The 21,276-nt window shown below is 64.1% G+C and carries 20 protein-coding genes; 13 read left to right on the top strand and 7 right to left on the bottom strand.

Annotation, left to right across the window (positions count from 1 at the left end; genetic code table 11):
• Positions 1-264 precede the first annotated feature (264 nt).
• Positions 265-1,704: a helix-turn-helix domain-containing protein gene (locus tag ACFFWD_RS17330; protein WP_376967202.1), complete on the bottom strand. Its 1,440-nt coding sequence runs from the start codon at positions 1,702-1,704 to the stop codon at positions 265-267.
• Between the two features lie 146 nt (positions 1,705-1,850).
• Here ACFFWD_RS17330 and ACFFWD_RS17325 point away from each other — a divergent pair, with 146 nt between their 5' ends.
• From ACFFWD_RS17325 to ACFFWD_RS17315, 3 genes are all read left to right on the top strand, one after another.
• Positions 1,851-3,488: an isocitrate lyase gene (locus ACFFWD_RS17325; protein ID WP_376967200.1), complete on the top strand. Its 1,638-nt coding sequence runs from the start codon at positions 1,851-1,853 to the stop codon at positions 3,486-3,488.
• Between the two features lie 292 nt (positions 3,489-3,780).
• A complete protein-coding gene (locus ACFFWD_RS17320) occupies positions 3,781-3,990 on the top strand; it encodes a hypervirulence associated TUDOR domain-containing protein (protein WP_376967198.1) in 210 nt (69 codons plus the stop codon).
• Positions 3,991-4,002: 12 nt separating this feature from the next.
• Positions 4,003-4,545 carry a DUF488 domain-containing protein gene (locus ACFFWD_RS17315; RefSeq protein WP_376967196.1) on the top strand — a complete coding sequence of 181 codons (543 nt, stop codon included), beginning with the start codon at positions 4,003-4,005 and terminating at the stop codon, positions 4,543-4,545.
• A gap of 139 nt (positions 4,546-4,684) precedes the next feature.
• Here ACFFWD_RS17315 and ACFFWD_RS17310 read toward each other — a convergent pair whose 3' ends face one another.
• Both ACFFWD_RS17310 and ACFFWD_RS17305 read right to left on the bottom strand, forming a co-directional pair.
• Positions 4,685-4,828, bottom strand: coding sequence for a nuclear transport factor 2 family protein (locus ACFFWD_RS17310; RefSeq protein ID WP_376967195.1), 144 nt, complete (start codon positions 4,826-4,828; stop codon positions 4,685-4,687).
• On the bottom strand, positions 4,825-5,532 hold the full coding sequence (locus tag ACFFWD_RS17305) for a hypothetical protein (RefSeq protein ID WP_376967194.1): 708 nt from the start codon (positions 5,530-5,532) through the stop codon (positions 4,825-4,827). Before ACFFWD_RS17305 ends, ACFFWD_RS17310 begins: the two co-directional genes overlap by 4 nt.
• Positions 5,533-5,865: 333 nt before the next feature.
• On the opposite strand from ACFFWD_RS17305, the gene ACFFWD_RS17300 reads away from it, so the two are divergent.
• Together ACFFWD_RS17300 and ACFFWD_RS17295 are read left to right on the top strand one after the other, a co-directional pair.
• Positions 5,866-7,167, top strand: coding sequence for a PQQ-dependent sugar dehydrogenase (locus ACFFWD_RS17300; protein ID WP_376967193.1), 1,302 nt, complete (start codon positions 5,866-5,868; stop codon positions 7,165-7,167).
• 169 nt (positions 7,168-7,336) lie between these two features.
• Positions 7,337-7,684 carry a hypothetical protein gene (locus tag ACFFWD_RS17295; protein WP_376967191.1) on the top strand — a complete coding sequence of 116 codons (348 nt, stop codon included), beginning with the start codon at positions 7,337-7,339 and terminating at the stop codon, positions 7,682-7,684.
• A gap of 12 nt (positions 7,685-7,696) precedes the next feature.
• Here the strand turns inward: ACFFWD_RS17295 and hisC are convergent, their stop codons facing one another.
• On the bottom strand, positions 7,697-8,767 hold the full coding sequence (hisC, locus tag ACFFWD_RS17290; protein WP_376967189.1) for a histidinol-phosphate transaminase: 1,071 nt from the start codon (positions 8,765-8,767) through the stop codon (positions 7,697-7,699).
• Positions 8,768-8,988: 221 nt separating this feature from the next.
• Between hisC and ACFFWD_RS17285 the strand changes: the two genes are divergently transcribed.
• From ACFFWD_RS17285 to ACFFWD_RS17260, 6 genes are all read left to right on the top strand, one after another.
• Positions 8,989-9,438, top strand: a complete 450-nt coding sequence (locus tag ACFFWD_RS17285; protein WP_376967187.1) for an ester cyclase — start codon at positions 8,989-8,991, stop codon at positions 9,436-9,438.
• A gap of 265 nt (positions 9,439-9,703) precedes the next feature.
• On the top strand, positions 9,704-10,807 hold the full coding sequence (gene ada / locus ACFFWD_RS17280; RefSeq protein ID WP_376967185.1) for a bifunctional DNA-binding transcriptional regulator/O6-methylguanine-DNA methyltransferase Ada: 1,104 nt from the start codon (positions 9,704-9,706) through the stop codon (positions 10,805-10,807).
• Between the two features lie 160 nt (positions 10,808-10,967).
• Entirely contained in the window at positions 10,968-12,167 is a 1,200-nt protein-coding gene (locus ACFFWD_RS17275; RefSeq protein WP_376967183.1) for an ABC transporter substrate-binding protein, read from the top strand.
• A 10-nt stretch (positions 12,168-12,177) separates the two neighbouring features.
• Positions 12,178-13,902: an FAD-dependent oxidoreductase gene (locus ACFFWD_RS17270; protein ID WP_376967181.1), complete on the top strand. Its 1,725-nt coding sequence runs from the start codon at positions 12,178-12,180 to the stop codon at positions 13,900-13,902.
• On the top strand, positions 13,899-14,663 hold the full coding sequence (locus ACFFWD_RS17265) for an SDR family NAD(P)-dependent oxidoreductase (protein ID WP_376967179.1): 765 nt from the start codon (positions 13,899-13,901) through the stop codon (positions 14,661-14,663). Before ACFFWD_RS17270 ends, ACFFWD_RS17265 begins: the two co-directional genes overlap by 4 nt.
• Before the next feature lie 29 nt (positions 14,664-14,692).
• On the top strand, positions 14,693-15,487 hold the full coding sequence (locus ACFFWD_RS17260) for an IclR family transcriptional regulator (protein WP_376967177.1): 795 nt from the start codon (positions 14,693-14,695) through the stop codon (positions 15,485-15,487).
• A 263-nt stretch (positions 15,488-15,750) separates the two neighbouring features.
• Here ACFFWD_RS17260 and ACFFWD_RS17255 read toward each other — a convergent pair whose 3' ends face one another.
• Together ACFFWD_RS17255 and ACFFWD_RS17250 are read right to left on the bottom strand one after the other, a co-directional pair.
• A complete protein-coding gene (locus tag ACFFWD_RS17255; RefSeq protein ID WP_376967175.1) occupies positions 15,751-16,245 on the bottom strand; it encodes a DUF6841 family protein in 495 nt (164 codons plus the stop codon).
• 330 nt (positions 16,246-16,575) lie between these two features.
• Positions 16,576-16,926, bottom strand: a complete 351-nt coding sequence (locus ACFFWD_RS17250) for a hypothetical protein (RefSeq protein WP_376967173.1) — start codon at positions 16,924-16,926, stop codon at positions 16,576-16,578.
• 377 nt (positions 16,927-17,303) lie between these two features.
• Here ACFFWD_RS17250 and ACFFWD_RS17245 point away from each other — a divergent pair, with 377 nt between their 5' ends.
• Positions 17,304-17,699, top strand: a complete 396-nt coding sequence (locus ACFFWD_RS17245) for a tyrosine-type recombinase/integrase (protein ID WP_376967172.1) — start codon at positions 17,304-17,306, stop codon at positions 17,697-17,699.
• 89 nt (positions 17,700-17,788) lie between these two features.
• Here ACFFWD_RS17245 and ACFFWD_RS17240 read toward each other — a convergent pair whose 3' ends face one another.
• Positions 17,789-18,790 (bottom strand): ABC transporter substrate-binding protein, encoded by a 1,002-nt coding sequence (locus ACFFWD_RS17240; protein ID WP_376967170.1) that lies wholly within the window; start codon positions 18,788-18,790, stop codon positions 17,789-17,791.
• 313 nt (positions 18,791-19,103) lie between these two features.
• Between ACFFWD_RS17240 and ACFFWD_RS17235 the strand changes: the two genes are divergently transcribed.
• Positions 19,104-21,041 (top strand): DEAD/DEAH box helicase, encoded by a 1,938-nt coding sequence (locus ACFFWD_RS17235; RefSeq protein ID WP_376967168.1) that lies wholly within the window; start codon positions 19,104-19,106, stop codon positions 21,039-21,041.
• Positions 21,042-21,276: the final 235 nt, after the last annotated feature.

Here is a 21,276-nt window from a genome sequence, read left to right as displayed (position 1 = left end):
TCCTCCCCTTGGAATAGCGATCCCCTGCGGATTAGGTCCCCGTATTTATTGGGAGAAGTCAAAGACTTGCGCAGGGCTTTGGCAAGAATGTTCGGGATGATGCGACGCTACGACGCGGATTGCGGTAATGACGCGCCGCACGAGGACCAGCCACGAAGCGTATCGGTTGTCGACCCCGCCGCCCCTGGCCACCATCTCCCCGGTTCGATTTCCACCCGATCTGACCCAAGGACTCCACACGCCACCTCGGCGCCTCTCTCCTCCTCAATCCGCGGAAAACCCGAACGGCACGCTCAACGTCCTGAAGTCATCCGGAAGCAGTTCGCGGCCGATCGGGAGTGCCGAGCGCGCGGCGCAGCGCGGGCGGTGGCAGACGCGGCAGGCGACGCCGACCGGCGTCGGCTGGTCGGCGCGCGGATCCTGTCCGTCGCGGGTGTAGATCAACTGCTTGGCATGCTCGGCGGCGCAGCCGACGGCGATCGCGCGCTCGACGCGGATCGCATCAAACGAGCCGCCGCCGGCGGTGACGGTGCGGGCGATTGAAAAGAAGCGCTGGCCGTCGGGCAATTCCAGCCATTGCGTGACGATCTGGCGCGGCGTTCGGAACACGCTGTGCACCGACCACAGCGGACACGCGCCGCCGTGCTTGGCGAACGGGAAGCCCGCGCCGTCAAGCAGCTTGGAAATGTTGCCGGCCGGGTCGACGCGGATCAGGAAGAACGGCACCTTCTCCTGCCCCGGCCGCTGCAGGGTCGTGATGCGATGCGCGGTTTGCTCGAAGCTGGTGCCGAACTGCCGCGCTAGCGCCTCCAGATCGTAGCGCCTGACGTCGGCGGCTTTCGCGAAGGCGGAGTACGGCATGATCAGCGCGCCCGCGGCATAGCCCGCGAGCGCCCGCCGCGCCAGCAATTCGGCGCTCTTGGTCGCGAACTGGGTGGCTTCGAGCGCCGCGCCGATCTCTTTTTCCATTTCGAGATAGGCGAGTTGCTTGGCCAACTGGAAATGCAGGCTCGCGGTGTCGAGCGAGTCCTCGAGCAGCAATTGCCTGCGATGGAGATCGAGCCGTCGGATCGAGCCGAGCATGACGTCCGGCGGCAGATAGCGCACCTGAAGGTTATGGCGGACGCGCAGATGTTCGATGAAACCGCTCGGGCCGGATGCGACCTCCGCGAGCCGTTCGGCCGCATCGTCAAGATCAGGGAAATTGTTGCGGCGTGCGGCCAGGAACCGCCGCACCTCGGCGACGGCATCGTTGGCGTCAAACTCTCCCGATGCCGCGTGCGCCGCGCCGCCTGCAAACGCCGGAGCCCTTTGTTCCGCGAGCGCGAGCTGCTCCTCGCGATAGGCGGTGTAGAGGCGCAAGAACGCCTCCGTCATCCCGGAATAGCTGACCGCGAGGTCGCTGATTTCGAGCGCGGGGATGTCGATGTCCGAGAACATCGGCTCCTTCAGGATCGACTGCATCCGCGCGGTGTGATCGGCGCCGCGGTCGCCGGCCACATCGGTCAGGTCGATCTTGTAGGTGCGGGCCAGCCGCAGCAGCATGTCCGCCGTGACCGGCCGCTGATTGCGCTCCAACAGCGCAACATAGGGGGCCGATATATCGAGGTCGGCCGCCATGTCGGCCTGGGTCAGCCCCAGGTCGCGCCGCAGCCGTCGTAGCCGTGGTCCCATGAAAACCGAGCGGGTGTTGGTGGTTGTCATGACTGGTTCCCGTTCCGTGTAATGTCCTTACAACTATACATCGGAATTCTGTAAAGTGTGACAAGTTTTCTTCGCGCGGTCTGGTGACTGGCGACGTTCCGCGTACAAACGATCCCAGGTTTTTCGTCACCGAAGGGATCATGGACATGAACTTCCAGCCGCGTGGGATCAGCGATCGAGCGATCCAGGGACCAGCTTCCTATCAGAGCGAAATCGAAGCTGCCGAAGCACTCCTCAAGACCCAGCCGACCTGGAACGGCGTCACCGCCGAAGCCGTGGCGCGCATGCGCCTGCAGAACCGTTTCAAGACCGGCCTCGACGTCGCCCGCTACACCGCGGCGCTGATGCGCGCCGACATGGCCGCCTATGACGAAGACAGCACCAAGTACACCCAGTCGCTCGGCTGCTGGCACGGCTTCATCGCCCAGCAGAAGCTGATCTCGATCAAGAAGCACTTCGGCAAGACCGATCGCCGCTATCTGTACCTCTCCGGCTGGATGATCGCCGCGCTGCGCTCCGAGTTCGGCCCGCTGCCGGACCAGTCGATGCACGAGAAGACCTCGGTGCCGGCCCTGATCGAGGAGCTCTACACCTTCCTGCGTCAGGCGGATTCCCGTGAGCTCAACGATATCTTCCGCGCGCTCGACGCCGCCCGCAAGGAAGGCGACAAGGCGAAGGAGAAGGCGCTGATCGAAAAGATCGACAACTTCCAGACCCACGTCGTGCCCGTGATCGCCGACATCGACGCCGGCTTCGGCAATGCCGAGGCAACCTATCTGCTCGCCAAGAAGATGATCGAGGCGGGCGCGTGCGCCCTGCAGATCGAGAACCAGGTCTCCGACGAGAAGCAGTGCGGCCACCAGGACGGCAAGGTGACGGTGCCGCATGACGTCTTCCTGGCGAAGATTCGTGCCTGCCGCCACGCCTTCCTCGAACTCGGCGTCGAAGACGGCATCGTCGTGACCCGCACCGACTCGCTCGGCGCCGGCCTGACGCAGCAGATCGCCGTCAGCCACAAGCCCGGCGACCTCGGCGATCAGTACAACAGCTTCCTCGATTGCGAGGAAGTGACCGCCGCCAACGCCAGGAACGGCGATGTCATCATCAACCGCGACGGCAAGATGATGCGCCCGAAGCGGCTGCCCAGCAACCTCTACCAGTTCCGTCCGGGCACTGGTGAAGACCGCTGCGTGCTCGACTGCATCACCTCGCTGCAGAACGGCGCCGACCTCTTGTGGATCGAGACCGAGAAGCCGCATATCGAGCAGATCGCCAAGATGGTCGACCGCATCCGCAAGGTGGTTCCGAACGCGAAGCTGGCCTACAACAACTCGCCGTCGTTCAACTGGACGCTCAACTTCCGTTGGCAGGTCTACGACGCGATGAAGGAAGCCGGCAAGGATGTCAGCCAGTACAACCGCGCCGAGCTGATGAAGGTGGAGTACGACAACACGCCGCTGGCGATCGAAGCCGACGAGCGCATCCGTACCTTCCAGGCCGATTCAGCCAAGCGCGCCGGCATCTTCCATCATCTGATCACGTTGCCGACCTATCACACGGCGGCGCTGTCGACCGACAATCTCGCGAGGGAATATTTCGGCGAGCAGGGCATGCTGGGCTATGTGAAGAACGTTCAGCGTCAGGAGATCCGTCAGGGCATCGCCTGCGTGAAGCATCAGAACATGGCTGGTTCCGACATCGGCGACGATCACAAGGAATACTTCGCCGGCGAGGCCGCGCTGAAGGCGGGCGGCGTCCACAACACGATGAACCAGTTCGGCTGATACCGGTTGATCTGACGATCCGACAGAGCCCCCGGCGAGCAATCGCCGGGGGCTTTGCGTTCTGGCGACGTGGCCGCGGAGCAGGCCGACCTCGCTACGCGCCTCGTTGAGGGATTCGTGCTCCGTTCGACGGGGCCTTGGTCTAGCCCGCCGCCGATACGGTCGACGCCATACGTGATCACGCCACGACGTTGCTCAAGGAACTCGCCGCGTGGGAAAGCGTTGCCCGCGACACGGCAGTCGTGCCGGGCACCTGATCCGGTGTTCTGGAGCGATCTAAGGACGCCTCACGATGGCCAAGAGGTTCAAGATTGGCGATCATGTCGGCTGGAATTCCGAGGCCGGGCGGGTCTCGGGGACCATCATCGCCGTTCACACCAGCGATTTCGACTACAAGGGGCACGTGCACCATGCCTCACGAGCCGACCCCCAATATGAAATCAAGAGCGACAAGACCGACCACGTCGCGGCCCACAAGGGCGGCGCGCTTCACCGTGCGTAAGGAAGTCGGCGCGTGAGGCTGCCGTTCTTCACCATCGGCCATTCCACCCGAAGCCTCGCGGAGTTCGGCATGCTCCTGGTGGGAGCCGATATCGGCCTCGTCGCCGATGTCAGAACGGTGCCGAGGTCGAGAACCAATCCGCAGTTCAACGAGGATACGCTTCCGGAATCCCTCGGCACCTTCGGCATTTCGTACGAGCACATGGCCGGGCTCGGCGGCCTTCGCGGCAGGGCGCGCAGCCTGCCTCCCTCCGTCAATGCGTTCTGGACCAACGAGAGCTTTCACAATTATGCCGACTATGCGTTGTCGGCGCCGTTTCACGCAGGCCTCGAACATCTACGCAATGAGGGGCACGCGCGACGCTGCGCGGTGATGTGTTCGGAAGCGGTCTGGTGGCGCTGCCACCGTCGCATTGTCGCCGACTATCTCATCGCTAACGGCGAAACCGTCTTCCACATCATGGGAGAGGGCCGCCTCGAGCCGGCGCGTCTGACCGAGGGCGCGGTCGTTCAAGCCGACGGCACGATCGTCTATCCGGCGGTCAGTTGCCCTTGACCCATGACCGGTGGTGGGAACGGCGGCGCCCGGCAAGCTCCGCAAGTATTTCCGCGAGAACGTCTGCGACACCGTCTACGGCGCGATTGTGCGGTGAGGCCCGTTCACCTCGGTCGAGGGCGGGGCTTGTCCCCATCAGCTATTTCGGGATCGCCTGGGCGTGATGCGAGATCATCAGCCAGCGGTCCTGATCCTTCTCGAAAATGTTGGTGACGAAGGTGTCGAATTTCAGCGGCTCGCCACCGGCTCTCGGCTGCAGACTCGCGCTCTCGGTGCCGTTCACCCAGCCGCGCCTTCGAGGGTGGCGAGGTGTCTGCTGGCATATCGCTTCTCATCCTTGATGAGATAGCCTAGCGACGTGCGCGTGCGGCCGGGGATATAGACAAAGCCGAACCGCAGCAGCACCAGCGACAGCGCGATGGCGAGCGCGCCGCCCTCGATTCTCGTCCGGTCGGTCCTGGTCACGAAATTCCGATAGCCGAGGATCATCGAGGTCAGGTCGACGGCACGCTCGCTGTGCTGCAGCTTGTGGTGGATCGAAAACAGCACCACATGCGACAGCTCGTGCGCAAAGCCGGCCACGATCCATTCGAACGGGTCCTTTTCGAGGACCTCGCGCCTGACATTGACGATGACGCGGGTTTGCCTGAACGCGTCCGATCCGTAAGCCGGCATCGGATTGGGGGTCTCGATCCACATCGGCCTTTCTGCGGTCGTCGTATCGACGATCCGTAATCCAACGCGCAGGTCGAGCCGCATGGAATTCTTGATCCAGCCCAGCATGCGCGGATAGTCGGCTTCGCGATGGAGCCGTCGCAGCTCCGGTGCGTTGATCGGCGGAACGATCCGGCCGAGCGCTGTGACGAGTTGCCCGATCTCGTCCTCGAGCCGGTGCCGCTCCTCGGGCGATAGGCCTGAGGTTGTTGCGACCACGAGGATTGAGACAATGACGAGGATGGCCACGATCCCCGCCAGCACGATCACCATCTAAACCGCCCCGCACGCGTGTGCCGCGAATGGATTGGCGGCGATGGCCATTCGTCGCACGGGATCGTGCCAGGTTCAACCTGCGCGGGCGCAAGGCTTGCAAGAGCCGCCGCGTCTGCAAAAGGAGCCCGCCAACGCGGCGGGCCGGAGGTTTCAGGGAGGAAGCGCTCTGACAGAGAACGCCCATGTAGTCTCCTCGATTCGGTGAGGGCTGCGAAGATCGTATAACTACTGTCATCCGGGGCTTTCTTGTGCGAATGCTCCGTCCGGCTTCGGCAGGCTCGCCGGCCGGCGAAGGCTGGATCGGGCGCTGGCGGTTAACAGGGGAATTTCATGAGCATGTCCCACACTTTCGCGCGCTTCGTCGCACTGGTCGGCGCCGGTGCGCTGCTGTGGCGCCGGCGGCAGGGCGAGCAGCCTGCGCCTGCCTGGGGCGAAACGCCGGAGATTCCCGCGGCGAAGCCGCAGGGCGCGATCCCGACGCTCAAGATGCCGACCGCGCGCGGCTGGGACGAAGGGCAAAAGCCGACGGCTGCGCCCGGGCTCAAAGTCAACGCCTTTGCGAGCGGTCTCGACCATCCGCGCTGGATCAACGTGCTGCCCAACGGCGACGTGCTGATCGCGGAGGCGACGCAGATCGCGGGACCGATCCGGACGCTGTTCCATTATGCGATGCAGGCGACGATGCGGCGCGCCGCGGCGCTCGGCGTCAGCGCCAACCGCATCACGCTGCTGCGCGATCGTGACGGCGACGGCGTTGCCGAAACGCGCGGCGCCTTCATGGAAGGATTGAGCCAGCCGTTCGGCATGGCGCTGGTCGGCGACACCTTCTATGTCGGCAACACCGACGGCGTGGTCGCGTTTCCCTACACGGCGGGCGCGGACCGCATCACGGCAGCGGGACGCAAGCTCGTCAGCTTCAAGCCCGGCGGGCACTGGACGCGCAGCCTGCTGCCGAGCGTGGACAATACGAAGCTCTATGCCGGCGTCGGCTCGCTCACCAACATCGCCGAGAGCGGCTTTGAGGTCGAGGAGGGGCGCGCTGCGATCTACGAGCTCGATCTCGTGCGCGGCACGAGCCGCATCTTCGCCGGCGGCCTGCGCAACGCCGTGGGCCTCGCCTGGGAGCCGACGACGAATGTGCTGTGGACCGTCGTCAACGAGCGCGACGGCCTCGGCGACGAGACGCCGCCGGATTATCTCACCTCGGTGCGCGACGGCGGCTTCTACGGCTGGCCCTATTGCTACTGGGGGCAGACGGTGGACGATCGCGTGCCGCAGGATCCGGCGATGGTCGCCAAGGCCATCCAGCCGGACTACGCGCTCGGCGGCCACACCGCTTCGCTGGGTCTGTGCTGGATGCCTGCAGGCACGCTGCCGGGCTTTCCGGACGGCATGGTGATCGGCCAGCACGGCTCGTGGAATCGCTCGACATTGTCGGGCTACAAGGTCGTGTTCGTGCCGTTCGAGCAGGGCCGCCCCTCGGGACCTGCGCGCGACATCCTGTCGGGCTTCCTCGCCCCCGATGAGAAGGTCTCCTACGGCCGCCCGGTCGGCGTCACGCTCGGGCCGAACGGCTCGCTCTTGGTGGCCGACGATGTCGGCAACGTGATCTGGCGCGTGACCGGCGCGTAACAGGGATCAATCCGCGCGCGGCAGGTCGGGGCCTGCCGGCGCGATCGCTCTGAAAAGCGTAAAACCGGAACAAAATCCAAAACGCTTTTCACGCCATATCCCTTGATCGTTCGTCAACTTCCCGGGCCGATGCTCGTTGTGTCCGGCGTGGCACATCAGGGAGCCGAGCATGCCGACCAAGGGACGAGCGACCGCAACCGATCTTCACGCGCAGACGCGTGAGGACATCCTGAACCCGCAAGCCATCAGCGCGCTGAGCGCGGGTGCCGTCAGCGCGATGAGTGCGGTCGGAGCCGCCGTCATCAAGCAGAACAAGGCGGCGCTCAGCAAGAATCCGGATTGGTTCTGGCACATGTTCGCGAAGTGCGAGGCCAAGGCCGCGCGTCTCGCCGAAGAGGCCGCGCGCAGTCCGGACGCCTGCGGCGATGCGACCTTCATCGAGGCCTATGCGAAGAATTTGCCGAAGCTGATGGTCTCGGCGCTGGACGCGCACGACAAGGCGCTCAAGACGAAGTGAAATGAGCGCCGTCTAGTTGCCCGGCGCTGCGAGCACTTCCGCCAGCGCATCCGTTAGGCGCATGAGCTCGGCTTCCGAGCCGATCGTGATGCGCACGAAGTCCGCGATCCGCGGGCCGGAAAAATGCCGGATCAGCACCGCGCGCTGGCGCAACGCCGCCGCCACGGCCTGGCCGGAATGCTTCGGGTGGCGGGCAAAGACGAAGTTCGCCGCCGAAGGCAGCACCTCGAAGCCGAGCCGGGTCAGGCTCGCGGTCAGCGACGCGCGGTTCTGCATGATCTGCGCCCGCGTCTCCTGGAAGTAGGCTTCATCCGCGAGCGAGGCCAGCGCGCCGGCCTGGGCCGGGCGGCCCAGCGGATAGGAATTGAAGCTGTCCTTCACGCGGGTCAGCGCCTCGATCAGATCCGGCTGGCCGATCGCGTAGCCGACGCGCAGTCCGGCCAGCGCGCGCGACTTCGACATGGTCTGCACCACCAGCAGATTGGGATGGTCGCCGATCAGGGGGATCGCGCTCTCCCCGCCGAAATCGACATAGGCTTCGTCCATCACGACGGGCACGTCGGCCCGCTCGCGCGCCAACCGCGCGATCTCGGCGCGCGCCAGCGCGATCCCCGTCGGCGCGTTCGGGTTGGCGATGATGATCGCCCCGCCGCGGCCGAGATAATCCGACACGTTGACGCGCATCTCGGCGTCGAGCGGGATCGTCTCGTGGTTGATGCCAAGCAGACGGCAATAGACCGGATAGAAGCTGTAGGTCACGTCAGGGAACAACAGCGGCCTCGGCTGCTTCAACAGCGCGGCGAACGCATGGGCGAGCACCTCGTCCGAGCCGTTGCCGACGAAGACCTCTGCCGGGGTCACCTTGTGATAGTCGGCGAGCGCCTCGCGCAGCCGCATCGACTGCGGGTCCGGGTAGAGGCGGAGCGTGTCGGCGGCCGCCAGCCGCACCGCTTCGATCGCCTTCGGCGAGGGGCCGAACGGACTTTCATTGGTGTTGAGCTTCACCAGCCCCGGAATCTGCGGTTGCTCGCCCGGGACATAGGGCGACAGACCTTTGACGAGTTCCGACCAATACTGACTCACGTGATCAGTCCTTTGCATCTTGCGTTGTCCGGGACCGCGCCCGGGCGCGTGTCCGCACTCAGTAGGACATGCCGCCGAGCGGTGGCAAGTGACGAGCCGCGCCTTCTTTCGTTTCGAGGGCAAGAACCGGAGTTTGCCGAGGCGACCAGCAGCGTATGCCGTCGCTGAAGTCATCGACCGAGGTCGATGATTGTCATCTGACCATCACAGGGAAGAGTGCAATGAGCAAGGAAGAAGACAACAAGGCCGTCGTCGGCCGCTGGTTCACCGAGTTCTGGGGCAAGACCGTCAACCTCGGCGTCGTCGACGAGATCGCTGCACCCGACATGCTGCTGAAATATTCGCTGCATGAACCGCGCCGCGGCCGCGCCGACATCAAGGCGTTCATCACCGACTTCCGCGCCGCATTCCCCGACCTCAATTTCTGGGGCACCGCGGATCTGATCGCCGAAGGCGACTATGTGGTCGGACAGTGGGAAGGCGGCGGCACGCATTCGGGTCCCGCCTTCCGCGACTTCCTGATCGGCGGTCTTCCGGCCGCGACCGGGCGCAAGATGCGCTTCACCGGCACCACGGTGCTGAAGGTGGTCGACGGCAAGATCGTCCAGGAGGTCGGTCTTGACGACGGCGTCACCGCGCTGACGCAGCTTGGGCTGCTCAAGGTCGCCTGATCGAGATAGCTGCCTCTGCGATCAGCCGCAGCAGGCCCGCACGGAAGCGTGCGGGCCTTGCGCGTTTCGGTGCCCCGCGCAGACGCGCCTCCGACCGCGCGGAAATCGGGTGGCCGCCACAGGCGTTCGCGCCGATCATGGCGCAGCGATGCCGTTCACCTCAGGCGAGGTCGCAACGGAATTGGATTTGAACGCAAGCGCCGGAGTGTCGCAGGCACGGCGTCGCGGCATCATCGCGCCAGTATCATCCAAGGGATGCACGACAATGACCACGACATGCACCACGATCGTCAAGCCAGCACGTCCGCCGGTGGCGGATGATCCGCGCTGGGCGCGCATCGTTGCGCGCGACAAGTCGGCCGACGGCGAGTTCTGGTATTCGGTGGCGACGACCGGCGTCTATTGCCGGCCGTCATGTCCATCGCGGACAGCCAATCCGAGGAACGTCGCGCTTCACGACACGCTGGAGAGCGCGAGGGCGACCGGCTTCCGGCCGTGCCGGCGCTGCAAGCCCAACGGGCCGTCGACCGATTGCGAGAACGCAGCGCTGGTGGCGCAGGCGTGCCGCATTATCGAGGCGAGCGTGGCGGCGCCGTCGCTGGAGCGTCTTGCTGACACGATCGGCCGCAGCCCGAGCTATTTCCATCGCGTGTTCAAGGCCGCCACCGGCCTGACCCCGAAGGGCTATGCCGTGGCGCATCGGGCGAGGAAGGTCCGCGCGCAACTGGCGCGCGGCAACAGCGTCACCGCGGCGATCTATGACGCCGGCTTCAATTCCAGCGGCCGCTTCTACGAGAAGGCGACCGACATGCTCGGCATGACGCCGTCGCGGTACCGCGCGGGCGGCGTGAACGAACACATCACCTTCGCGGTGGGAGAGACCTCGCTCGGCGCCATCCTGGTGGCCTCGAGCCGCAAGGGTGTCGTCGCGATCCTGTTGGGCGAGGATCCGGACGAACTCGTCCGCGCCCTTCAGGACCAATTTCCAAAGGCGCAGCTGATCGGTGCCGATCGCGGCTATGAGGCGCTGGTTGCGCTTGTGGTCGGCCTGGTCGAGACGCCCGGCATCGGCCACGACCTCCCGCTCGACGTCCGCGGCACCGCGTTCCAGCAACGGGTCTGGCAGGCCTTGCAGCAGATCCCGTTCGGCGAGACGGCGTCCTATACCGAGATCGCGCGGCGCATCGGCGCGCCGAAGGCGGTGCGTGCGGTCGCCGGCGCGTGCACGGCGAACCGTCCGGCGCTCGCCATTCCCTGCCACCGCGTCATTCGCAATGACGGTTCGCTGTCGGGATATGCCTGGGGTGCCGAACGTAAGCGCGAGCTGCTCGCACGCGAGCGACGGCCTACCGCGCCTCGGTTCGTCTGAGGCGCGGGCCGCCTGATCGCAAAGCCGGTTCCGCCGACACGGGCTCAATCGTCGCGGCGTTCGCGTACGCCGATTCGCTATTGACAAATGGATTAGATAATTACTAATCGCCCTTGGATCATGACGACCCGCCGCAGAGCGGACCAAGGGAGAGGAACTGATGAGACACGTTTTGGCGCTGGCCGTTCTTGCGGCGATGACATCGGCCGTTCATGCCCAGGTCTCCGATGACGTCGTGCGGATCGGCGTGCTCACCGACCTCTCGAGCTGGGGCCGCGACAATTCCGGGCCGGGCTCGGTCGAGGCCGCGAAAATGGCGGTCGAGGAATTCGGCTCGACCGTGCTCGGCAAGCCGGTCGAGATCATCTCCGCCGACCACCAGATGAAGACCGATGTCGGTGTGCAGATCGTGCGCGGCTGGTTCGACAACGGCAAGCTCGACGCCGTCGTCGACATTCCGAACTCCGGCATCGCGATCGCCGTCCACAACATGGTCAAGGAGCGCAACAAGATCGCGCTGTTGTCCGGGCCCGGTGCGAGCTCGCTGACGGATGAGCTGTGCAGCCCCAACACCGTGCACTTCACCTACGACACCTACGCGCTGTCGAAGGTCACGGCGTCGGCCGTGATCCAGGAAGGCGGCAAGTCCTGGTACTTCATCACCGCGGATTATGCCTTCGGCCAGCAGCTCGAGAAGGACGCCACCCGCTTCATCAACGAGATGGGCGGCAAGGTGCTCGGCGGGGTCCGGCATCCGACCAACACCGCCGACTTTTCCTCCTTTGCGCTGCAGGCGCAGAGCTCGAAGGCCGACGTGGTGGCGTTCGCCAATGCTGGCCAGGACACCGACAACGCGATCAAGCAGTCCGGCGAATTCGGCCTGGTGCAGGGCGGCCAGAAGCTGGTCGGCCTTCTGATGTTCGACACCGACGTCCACGCGATCGGGCTGAAGGCCGCCCAAGGCACCTACATGACCACGGCCTCGTACTGGAACATGAACGAGGCCACGCGCGCCTGGTCGAAGAAGTTCTATGAGCGCACCAAGGTGATGCCGACCATGATCCAGACTGGCGTCTATGGCTCGGTGCTGCATTACCTGAAGGCGATCAAGGCCGCCGGCACCGATGATCCGCAGCAGGTGATGGCCAAGATGCGCGAGCTGCCGATCGAGGATAACTTCGTCCATGGCGGCAAGCTGCGCGAGGACGGCCGCGTCGTCAGAGACATGTATCTCGCCAAGGTGAAGTCGCCGGCGCAGTCCAAGGAGCCGTGGGACTATCTCGAGATCGTCAAGACGGTGAAGGGCGAGGATGCGTTCCGTCCGGTGTCGGAGTCCAAGTGCCCGCTGTTGAAGAAATAGGATCGGCCGCATGGCAGACAACGCTCAAGAGACATATGACTGCGACGCGCTCGTGGTCGGCTCCGGTTGCAGCGGCCTGTCGGCCGCCGTCACCGCCGCACATCACGGGCTGAAGGTCCTCGTCGTCGAGAAGGAGCCGCGCTTCGGCGGCACCACGGCGCGCTCCGGCGGCTGGCTCTGGATCCCCGGCACCTCGCTGGCGAAGGCCTGGGGCATCGAGGAGAACCCGGATCAGGCCAGGACCTATCTCAGGCACGAGGCCGGCAACAGTTTTGACGCCGCGCGCGTCGATGCCTTCCTGACCGAAGGACCGAAGGCGGTCGATTTCTTCACCACCAAGACGGCGGTGCGCTTCGACATGCCGCTGACCTTTCCGGACTATCACGCCGAAGCGCCCGGCGGCGCGCAGGGCGGCCGCTCGATGGTCGCCCGCCCGTTCGACGGGCGCGAGCTTGGGCCGGCCATCAAGGATCTCGGCAGCCCGCTGCCCGAGCTCACCGTGTTCGGCATGATGCTCGGCTCCGGCAAGGAGATCATCCATTTCATGCGCGCGACGCGCTCGCTCGCCTCGGCGATCTATGTCGCCAAGCGGCTGTCGAAGCATGCCGGCGACGTGGTGCGCCATGGCCGCGGCATGACCTTGACCAACGGCAATGCACTGGCCGGGCGGCTCGCCAAGTCCGCGTTCGATCTCAACGTCCCGCTCTGGCTCAATTCGCCGGTGCGCGAACTGATCGTCGATAATGGAGTGGTGCGCGGCGTGATCGTCGTGCGCGACGGACGCACGATCCGCGTCAACGCGAAGCGCGGCGTGGTGTTGGCCTGCGGCGGCTTCCCGCATGACGTGGCGCGGCGGCAGAAGATGTTCCCGCATGCCCCGACCGGCAAGGAGCACTATTCGCCGGGGCCAACAGGCAACACCGGCGACGGCCTGCGGCTTGCGGAATCCGCCGGCGGCCGGGTCGAGGATTCGCTGCCGAACGCCGCCGCCTGGGTGCCGGTCTCGGTCACGACGCGCAAGGACGGCTCCAAGGGCGTGATGCCGCACTTCATCGATCGCGCCAAGCCGGGCGTGATCGCGGTGATGCGCGACGGCAAGCGCTTTGCCAATGAAGGCAATTCCTACCACGACTTCGTGCAGGAGATGGTGAAGGCGGCGAAGCCCGGCGAGGAGGTCGCGGCCTACCTGCTCTGCGATCACCAGACCTTGCGCAAATACGGCCTCGGCTGCGTGCCGCCGCGCCCGATGCCGCTCGGCCATCATCTCAAGACCGGCTATCTGAAGCGCGGCAACACGCTGGCCGAGCTCGCAGCCTTGACCGGCATCGACGCCAGGGGGCTGGAAGCAACGGTCGCCGAATTCAACAAGCTCGCCGCGGAAGGGCGCGATCCCGTCTTCGGCAAGGGCTCGCGCGCCTATAACCGCTACCAGGGCGACGCCCTGCACGGGCCGAACCCCTGCGTCGCGCCGCTCGAGAACGGGCCGTTCTACGCGATCAAGATGGTGGTCGGCGATCTCGGCACCTATGCCGGCATCGTTACCGACGCGCATGCGCGCGCACTGGACGCGGAAGGGCGTGTCATCCCCGGCCTCTACGCCGCGGGCAACGACATGGCGAGCATCATGGGCGGCAACTATCCGGGCGCCGGCATCACGCTCGGTCCTGCCTTGACCTTCGGCTATATCGCCGGCCGGCATCTCGCCGTCAGCGCATCGGAAAGAAGCGCAGTATGAGCGCGCCGGTGCCATTGCTGGCCGGCAAGCGCGCGCTCGTCACCGGCGCGGCCCACGGCAACGGGCGCGCCATCGCGCTCGGGCTTGCGGCGCATGACGCCGATGTCGTGGTGACCGACATCGATCTTGCCGGCGCGGAGCAAACCGCAGCCGACATCAGCCAAAGCGGCCGCGCCGCTTCCGCATTCCACCTCGACGTCACGGATGCGGATGCCTGCTACGCGCTGGCGCAGCGGGTGATGCAGGAGATCGGGCCGATCGCGATCCTGGTCAACAATGCGGGCATCATCATCCGCGAGGGCATCTCGTCCCCGCGCGCGCAGGAGAACTGGCGGCGGCTGCTCGACGTCAATCTCACCGGCACCTTCAACGTGACGCATGCGTTCCTGCCGGCACTGCGCCAGACCCGCGGCGCGATCATCAATCTCGGCTCGATCGCCTCCTTCGTCGGCGTCGCCGACACGCTGGGCTACGCGCCGTCCAAGGGCGGCGTGAAGCTTTTGACCCAGGCGCTCGCGCGCGAGCTCGCCGCCGACGGCATCCGCGTCAATGCGATCGCCCCCGGCGTGATCGCGACCGCGATGACGGAAGCGACCCGCAGCGATTCCGCCCGGCTTGCCGGCTTTCTCGGCCGCACGCCGCTCGGCCGCGTCGGGCAGCCGGAGGAGCTGGCCGGGCCGGTCGTGTTCCTGGCCTCCGAGCTCGCATCCTATGTGAACGGCGTGACCATGCCGGTCGACGGAGGGTTTCTCGCCGTATAAGGACGTTGTGGGAGAGCTTGTAGGGCCACATGACGAGAGAAAGCCGCGGCATACAGTCCATCGAGGTCGGCGGGGAGTTGCTCCGTGCGCTCGCCCGCAACGGCGAGCCGATGATGCTGCGCGATCTCGCGCGTGAGGCCGGCATGGCGCCGGCCAAGGCGCATCCCTACCTCGTCAGCTTTTCCCGCATCGGCCTGATCGAGCAGGACGAGACCACCGGCCGCTACGAGATCGGCGCACTCGCGCTCGAGCTCGGACTGATCAGCCTGCGCCGGCTCTCAGCGGTGCGCATCGCCACCCCGAAGATCGCGGCGCTCGCCAGCACCATCGAACACGCGGTGTCGCTCTCGGTCTGGGGCACGCATGGGCCGACCGTGGTGCGGCTCGAGGAGCCGAGCCATCCCGTGCACATCGCGATGCGCGTCGGTTCGGTGGTGGCGCTGATCGAAACCGCGACCGGCCGGGCATTCGCCGCGTTCATGCCGCCGAACGTCGTGAAGTCGGCGCTCGACAGCGGCCTTGATCGCCTCGGCGTCGGCTACAATCCGAAGCGCAAGCCGAAGAGCGCCGATGTCGCTGACATGCTTGCCGAGGTGCGCACCCGCGGGCTGGCGCGCGCGATCGGCGACCCGCTGCCCGGCGTGAATGCCTTCGCAGCACCCGTGTTCGACCACGCCGGCCATGTCGCGCTCGTCATCACGGCGATGGGACCGGAAGGCACCTTCGACGCCGGCTGGGACAGCGCGATCGCAACCGCGTTGCGCAACTGTGCGAGCGACATCTCGAGGCAGTTGGGGCACGGCACGGTCGAGGCGACGAGGTGAATCAGGCGGATTTGTAGGGCGGATCAGCCAACGGGTTCCGCGCGTCGCGCGGCCCGATGACAGGCTCCGCGTAATCCGCCGCTCGGTGTCCACGTCGAATGGCGGATTACGCCTTCGGCTAGGGCGCGTACTCATAAATTTCGATCATGTCCGCTTCGCTCCGATAGCAACCACCTTTGCGCTGACGCAGCAAATGACGCGATGGGCCACGACCGGACATCCGCTTTGGAAGTGGCGGCATCAAGAGGCAAGCTCGGCAGCCTCTATTCGAATCGAAGGACGTTATCCAGCGCCGTCGCGGTCACCACGGCCTGTTTCCAAACGTCGCCAGTCTTCGTGAGCAGGTATGTCCAGCCGGCGTTGCCCATCTGCTTATCGCCCTCGCCATAGCGCGTGGATACGGCACCAACCATGGCGATATTTTGGGTCAGCACTTTGATGTGCATTTCGGCGAACTCGAGTCGCGTGATGCCTTTGGATTTCAGATCGCGAATGTAAGTCGAGATGAAGGCTTCTATCTCCTTGCGCGTTGCGAAGCTTTGCGCCCCGCTCGGTAAAACCACCATGTAAGGTTCGTTCAGGTGCTCAGCTATCTTTGTCGCCTCGCCGGTAGCATACGCTGCGATGTAGGCCTGCATCTCCCGCTTTACAGCGGCCGTTTCATCCTCAGCCATTGCGGTCTCCGAATTCCAGAATAGCAAGCCGACCAAGACGGCAAGGCCGAGCTTGCAGATCATCCCCGTGGGTCTGGACGACATCGTTTGATCTCCCAAGAAAAGCGACCAAGTGGCCTACTGCCGGCTTTCTGCCAGCTCGGCTCGACGATAAGCCCGAACGGATGGGTCCGAAAGCGGATTCGGCGCGGCTTGGCGAGATGCAACTCTGCGGCATGCAAGGGTGATCACGTCGCCGACCCCCGCCAAGCACCCCGCCGACGAGAGTAATTGAGCGAGTCGCCATGACGGCTTAGGGTCATCTGCGTCGTCTTGGCGATGTCCGCGCTACGTCCGGTTTTCCCCCGATAACGGCAGAAAAGCGGACATTCCGGCTCGGCTGCGGTCCGTCATCAACTGCGACAGAACGAGCCGTCATTCACCCTGGTGCTCGTCCAGAGCGGCAGCGTACCAATGGCTATTGAGTTCTTCTTCGACCCCCCAGCCGACGTTCCTTCCGCGTGATCTAAGCTTGTCGAGACGCTCGAGGTAGGTGGCGCGCTCGGCAGGAGGTAGGCTCGATACGAATTCGCGGGACCGTCCGTACATGCGGATCAGAGCAGCAAAGTAGCTTTCATCTTCTATGCTGCAGGATTCTAGAAAGCCGAGCGCCTCCTCACAATAAAATATCGACAGTTCCGCCATCCCCTCCGGGCGACCAATCGCTTTCTTGTAGTCCGCAATCGCCTTCTTGGCTTTTGAAACCGATATGGGTTGGTTTTTCATTACGTCGGGGCATATCCAGTTAGAAATACATGCTTTGAAGGGCTGGAGCTGATCGTGACCCAAGCCCAAGCGGGCGTGCAAGAATGCTTGGTTATCTTTGCTCGCAGTGTAGAGGTCTTGCACTAGCCCCCGAAGGCCCGTGCGATCGAAGTCTAGGAGCGCGGTCCTAACGTCGCTCCAAGTTGGCGAGGCATTCTTGCTACGGACCACGGCCACGAACCTTTCAATGATGGTTTATGAGCGAGCTTCTCGGCTGGCTCAAGATACACGATTTCCGCAAACGAGCAGATTGGTCGGATCAACGATGCCTAACCAGTGGCGCATGCTCTCCTCCTCTGTAACCGAGCGAGGAGTATGTCGCCGCAAGCGGATACACGGTGGATCGCGCAACGGTCCGACAGAAGAAGACCGGACGGCCAGTCAGATTTGAACTGAGCGAGCAGACCCGCCAAGCGGTCGATCATTATTTAAAGGCCGCCAACAAGAAGCCCGGCGAATTCTTATTCACAGGTCGTCGTGGTCCCGAAAGCGGCATGACAACACGTCAATACGCACGCCTCGTTTCTCAATGGATTGGAAGCGTTGGGCTAGATCCAAGGCTCTTCGGAACGCATTCGCTACGACGCACGAAGGCTACTTTGATCTACCGGCGCACAGGCAATCTTAGGGCTGTCGAGCTTCTGCTCGGCCATACCAAGATCGAAAGCACGGTTAGATATCTGGGCATCGAAGTAGATGATGCTTTGGCAATAGCGGAACAAGTTGATGTCTGAAATACTCGGGCAGAGCAGACATGCTCTGCCCCGCCTCCAACCGCCGGTTCGGGCCGAATCCGGACTCCTGCATCGCAGCAATTTGCGTGCTACTCGATCACCTCGTCGGCGCGGGCGAGCAAGGCGGGTGGGATCGTCAGGCCAAGAGCCTTCGCCGTCTTGAGATTGATCGCGAGCTGCACTTTGGTGACCTGCTCGACGGGTAGGTCGCCCGGCTTGGTTCCCCGCAAGATCTTGTCGACGTATTCCGCGTAACGAACCAGTACGACAGGAAAAAAGTCGCCTCCGTAACCGAGCAGAAGGCCGTTCCGCGCCGAGAAAGGATCGTCGCCAACAGTAGGCACGCGATAGCGCAACGCCAAATCGGACACTCGCTTGAAGTTTTGGAAAAGAAGCGCATTCGGTTGAATATACGCCGCGTCGAAATGTTGATTGGATAGATGACTAAAAATCTGATCGAAATCCTCGGGCACCGCTGGCCTGAAAATTTCGTATGAAATGCCGAACTGCTTCGCCGCAATTGCGGCTTTGGCCTCCAGGAGCTCAAATACTTTCGGATCGTTGTGGGCGGTGAAGATGATTGCGAGCCGCTGCATCTTGGGCAACACCTCTATCAGCATCTCGATGCGCTTGGGCATGATATCGAAGCCGAACCACGACACGCCCGTCACGTTCGCCTCCGGCCGCGCCAGGTTCGTGACCAGTCCGGCTTCAACCGGATCCGGGGTGCCATACATAACGATGGGGATTCTGGTCGTAGCCCGCTTGAGCGCTCTCACAAACGGAATGGGGTTGGCAGCGACGACATCCGGATTCCGAGCCACGAGTTCAGCCGCAAGCTGCTCGGCCAACTCCGTTCGGCCGCCTACCACCGTGACGCAATCGTATGTGAAGTTCTTTCCCTCGACCCAGCCAAGTTCGGCCAGCCGGCGACGAGTGGGACTATCCGCTGGTACGGGGCATCCAAATGAGTTGAGAACGCCGATACGTTTGAGGGACGTCGGGGCGTTTTGTGCTGGCGCGGACGCCGGCGTGAGCACGTAGGCGATCAACATCAGCATCAATTGCCATTTTAAAGTTCGCCTCTTCATTGAACCGTCCTCCACCCGCGCATTTGATCGAGGTTATCACGTTTCCCACCTTTGCAGCGCGCAATGTCTCCTTGGGGTCATTTTCGACCGATTCAGCCGGGATAGTCCCTTGGCTGATGTCCGCTTTGCCCCTAAAGCAGCAGTGATCCACGTGTCGCCGTTTCTGCCACGCGGGCATGGTGATTTGGTCTCTCTTGGCGTAAAGCAACCGAACCAGATCGCCACGCGCGCGGCCGTGCCGCCTGCCGGGCACGCAGCTTCAAGTCACCAGGCTCGACGTTCTGCGCCTGAACCAACCAAGGTTTTCCATCTCGTGTCATTCCCGACCACAAGTCCGCCGCTCGCCCGAGCTTTGGCCGAGCGCAGCTATGATCAGCCGACCCCTGTTCAGATCGCCGTGCTTGCGGACGAAGCTGTCGACCGCGACCTTCTCGTTTCGGCCCAAACCGGCTCGGGCAAGACTGTCGCCTACGGACTGGCGATTGCAACGAATCTCCTGGGCGGGGTCGAGCGGTTTGAGCGGGCCGCCGCACCGCTTGCCTTGATCGTCGCGCCGACGCGCGAGCTCGCCTTGCAGGTCCATCGCGAGCTCGCATGGCTTTACCAATATGCGGATGGGCGCGTCGTCTCCTGCGTCGGCGGCATGGACCCGCGCCGCGAACAGCGCGAGCTTGCCGCGGGCGCTCACATCGTCGTCGGGACGCCCGGCCGATTGTGCGATCATTTGTGGCGCGGCCATCTCGACATCGCGGAATTGCAGGCTGTCGTTCTCGACGAGGCCGATGAGATGCTCAATCTCGGTTTTCGCGAGGATATGGAATTCATCCTCGAGACCACGCCGGAGACGCGGCGCACATTGTTGTTCTCGGCGACGTTTCCGCGTGGCATCGTTGCGCTGGCAAAACAGTATCAGCAACAGGCTTTTCGGATCGAGGTCGCGGGTGACGAAGGTGGTCATGCCGATATCGAGTACCGCGCCATCCGAATCGCGCCTGGTGATGTCGAGCACGCGGTCGTCAACGTATTGCGTTTCTTTGAATCGCCGAGCGCGCTTGTGTTCTGCAACACCAGAGAAGCCGTCAGGCATTTGCAGGCAGCGCTGCTGGAGCGCGGGTTTTCCGTGGCCGCTCTCTCCGGCGAAATGACGCAGAACGAGCGGACCCAGGCGCTGCAGGCATTGCGCGACGGACGTTCCCGCGTCTGCGTGGCGACCGACGTGGCGGCGCGCGGCATCGACCTGCCGAGCCTCGACCTCGTCATTCATGCGGATTTGCCCAAAGATGCGGAAGTCATGCAGCATCGCTCCGGCCGCACTGGCCGCGCGGGCCGAAAGGGTGTCAGCATCCTGCTGGTGCCGCCTGCAAGAAGACGGCGCGCGGAATTGCTGCTCAATATGGCTGGCATTGACGCCATCTGGGGCATACCCCCTCAGCCGGACGAAATCCGCAAGCTTGATCACGAACGCCTGCTGAAGGATGCGGTGTTCACCGAGGAGGCGACCTCCGACGATCTGATCCTGGCGCGGACATTGCTTGCCGAGCGGTCGCCCGAGATGATCGCCGCGGCGTTCGCGCGGCTTTATCGCGCGCGGCTTCCCTCACCCGAAGACATTCTCGATCCGGGCCAAGGTAGCGGGCGAGATCGTGACGATCGCGGTCGGGACAACGTCCGCACGTCGCGCGGCAATGATCGCCCCGCCGGGCCCCGATCGAAGACGGGAAAATCATCGTCGCGTCATGGCATGGCGGAAGCCAGCGTATGGTTCCGTGCCGCCATAGGACGAAGAAAGAATGCGGAAGCGCGCTGGCTCCTGCCGATGATTTGTCGTCGTGGCGGCATCGACAAGCGTGACATCGGCGCCATCCGGATTATGGACACCACCACCGAGTTCGAAATCGCAGAGCGGGTCGCAGGATCCTTCGCCGTCAAGATCCGACGTCCGGACAAGGAAGACAGCATCCGCATCGAGCCGCTGGCAGACGTTCCCCCAGGTCAGGCGTCTTCGGAAAGGCGGCCGCGCGATGACGCCGGCCGCAGCGCTCCTCGAAGCGACGGTTCTCATGACCAAACAGGACCGAAGCAACGCGGTAAACCTCACGGCAAGAGCGGGGCGAAATTCGCCAGCGAGCCGGGTTTCGGGAAGAAGAAACAACGGAACAAGTCCGGCCACGCTGGACGACCGCATTCGGCGGGGGCGTGGCCTGCGAAACCCGTGCTCGGAAAGAAGGCAAGGAAGAAGCGTCGCGGCTGATTTGTCTCCGCCGCCGCGCAATTCTGCATCGTGACATTTCGTCGCTCAGCTTCGCGAGCACCGAGGAGGGCGATCATCAAGTCCGATCATTGATTTGCCCGACGGGTCAAGTCCCCGCGAAAGAAAAATTTCGGTTTTTGCGAAACAAAAATTGGTGTATGAATCCGCCCGTCTCACCCGCTTGAGGGGCGCGTCGCGATCGTCACGAGTGCTGGGTCGAGATGCGGTGGACGCA

Origin of the sequence: Bradyrhizobium erythrophlei (genome assembly GCF_042430365.1) — a bacterium.
Classification (GTDB): Bacteria; Pseudomonadota; Alphaproteobacteria; order Rhizobiales; family Xanthobacteraceae; genus Bradyrhizobium; species Bradyrhizobium erythrophlei.
This window is presented reverse-complemented; position numbering and strand designations above follow the sequence as displayed.